The sequence below is a fragment of the Clostridium sp. CAG:43 genome, assembly GCF_000434655.1.
Classification (GTDB): domain Bacteria; phylum Bacillota; class Clostridia; order Lachnospirales; family Lachnospiraceae; genus Otoolea; species Otoolea fessa.
The window spans coordinates 28,978-31,535 of the sequence record NZ_FR895079.1; the positions used below are offsets into that span (position 1 = coordinate 28,978).

Here is a 2,558-nt window from a genome sequence, read left to right on the forward strand (position 1 = left end):
TGCCGCATCCAGGGTGCGACTGAAGTGGCTCTGACCGTTCTGGATGTTCTGGGATATCTGGATGAGATCCCGATCTGCGTAGGCTATGAGATCGACGGCGAAGTAGTGAAAGACTTCCCGGTAACATACAAACTGGAGAAGGCAAAACCGGTTCTGAAGAAACTTCCGGGCTGGAAATGCGATATTCGCGGAATCAAGAAATACGAAGATCTCCCGGCAGAGTGCCGCAACTACATCGAGACGATCGAGGCAGAGCTTGGCGTACCGGTAACCATGGTATCCAATGGTCCGGGACGTGATGAGATCATTATGAGAAAGTAACTTTATAGAATCAATTTCAGCGGCGGTCCTGCATGATGAGTGCAGACCGCATGATGAGTGCAGACCGCCGCTATTTTTGTGTAATAGGAAATTCCTTGGAATTCTCCATTACACAAAAAGGCACATTCTTTTTCAAGTTTATTCTGAAATCAGCCAGTCAATTAAATTCTTAGATTTATGCCATCATAGGAAGAGTCCATTTCGGGATTCAAGGAAAGGACGATTTTTTCGTAATTGTCATTGATTTTTTGAAGAGGGAATAATTCAGGATAAGGTATGATTTGGTGTGAAGAAAGTTGGAGGGATGCCTTGGATAGAGTCTGTGAGAACCGTGTTTTTTATGGTATGATAGATAAAAAGAAATCGTTTTATAAATGAAAAGTGAGATAAACGGGAATCGCCAGAGAATGAGAAATGGAAACATATAGAGATTTACTATCGCAAATTCATACAAACTGTAAAAACATACCATTTCATAAGGAATTATCAGCCTACAACATTTTTGATGCATTAGAGATACAGAGCCGTGAAGTGATCATGTGCCGTTTTTTGACCGATCTGCTGAACCCGGAGGGGATGCATGGCTGCGGAATCCGGTTCCTGAAATCGTTTATCCGAGATGTGTTGAAAATGGATCCGGTAAGCGATACATTGCTATTGCATACGGAGGTAGCCAAAGAGTACCCGATCGATAAAGAGAGAAGAATTGATATTTTCATACGGAATGCGGAGTATCAGATTCCGATCGAGGTAAAAATCTATGCGGGGGAACAGGAAGGACAGTGTTCGGATTACTTTGAGATGTCACAAAATTCCCGATTGATATATCTAACCCGTTTTGGAACGCCGCCATCTGAGTACAGCCGGAAGAAGAAAGGCGGAGGAAATTTATTACCATTAGGGCAAATCCAGTGTATTTCATGGGCAGAAGATATCTATCGGTGGCTGGAAGGTGAATTGCAAAATTTAAAAGAGCCATTTCGGGCAGTGATGGAGCAATATTTGGATGCGGTACATAGCATAGCGGATGAAAGAGAGAAGAAAGTGGCAGATAAAGTGATTGAGGCATTGTACGAATCGCCGGAAAAATTTCTTGCCGGAATTGAGATTGAAAAATCAATGAAAAAGGCAAAGGTGCGGCTGATTCGCCAGGTGTTTGAAGAATTTCAGCAGCAGATGCAGCCAATTTTAGAAAAATATGGTTTGAAATTAGAAAAGGATAGTGGATATTATTCCTATCAAGATCCGCAGCATGATAAATTTTATGATTGTTACAGCACCTATCCTGGATTGAATTATGTGGTAAAAAAGGCAAAATTTCAAAAAGCGGGTCTGGAACTCTGGTTTCGGATTGAGGTAGAACATAATTTGTTTGCGGGATTTTGCCTGTTTGATAAAGAAGCCAGCTCCAAGGATGGCTTTTCGAAAGGCTATCAGGTAGATGATATAACCGACGGGCTTAAGCAGGAGGCATCCAGATATCTCAAAAAGGAAATAATTCTGCCGGAGGACTGGTGGTTTGCCTGGTGTTATCCGAACGGAAAACGCCACTGCGAAGAGGCAGAAGTGCCGGATTTTAAGCAGATGAATCCGTGTGCGGTTTCACTTGTGGATGAAACGGCGCGGAGGGAGTATGTGAAGCGGGCGTTGGCGGTGTTCGAGAGAGAGCTTTTGGGGTGGCTTTTGTAAAAGGATAAATTGTCGCTGAAACAGAACATCATACTGCACTATAAAAACACATTTACACAAATACAAACATTGTAAATAACAAATATATTCTACCTTGAAACCGAAAGCGAGGCGTTTCACCAAAATGACAAGAGAAGAATTATTTCAATGGGTAAAACTAGAATATGGCACGGAGCCGGAATATCCGTGGAAGGATTTGAATGCAGTGCTGCGTCGGGCAGATAATGATAAATGGTATGGTGTGATTCTGAGTGTTGCAGGAAGAAAGCTGGGACTGGAGGATAATAATACCATAGATGTTATAAATTTAAAGAGCGATCCGATGCTGATAGGTTCTTTGCGGGGGCAGAAAGGATATTTTCCGGCATACCATATGAACAAGGAGAAGTGGATCAGTGTTCTGCTGGGGGATGCGGGGCTGGATGAGCCGATTAAAAATTTACTTGCGTTAAGCTATGAGCTGACAGCGCCAAAGAAAAAGAAGAATACTTCCAACTAGGGGGGAGCTTATGTCAAACTTTGAATTTTTAACAACACTTTGCAAGAAT

The 2,558-nt window shown here is 42.4% G+C and carries 3 protein-coding genes; all 3 read left to right on the plus strand.

Features of this window, described 5'->3' with window-relative positions:
• On the plus strand, positions 1–321 hold a 321-nt coding region (locus QVO97_RS06400), incomplete at its 5' end, for an adenylosuccinate synthetase (RefSeq protein ID WP_288189172.1).
• Between the two features lie 414 nt (positions 322–735).
• Positions 736–2,010 (plus strand): PDDEXK-like family protein, encoded by a 1,275-nt coding sequence (locus QVO97_RS06405; RefSeq protein ID WP_022359547.1) that lies wholly within the window; start codon positions 736–738, stop codon positions 2,008–2,010.
• Between the two features lie 124 nt (positions 2,011–2,134).
• A complete protein-coding gene (locus tag QVO97_RS06410) occupies positions 2,135–2,509 on the plus strand; it encodes an MmcQ/YjbR family DNA-binding protein (protein WP_022359548.1) in 375 nt (124 codons plus the stop codon).
• Positions 2,510–2,558 lie beyond the last annotated feature (49 nt).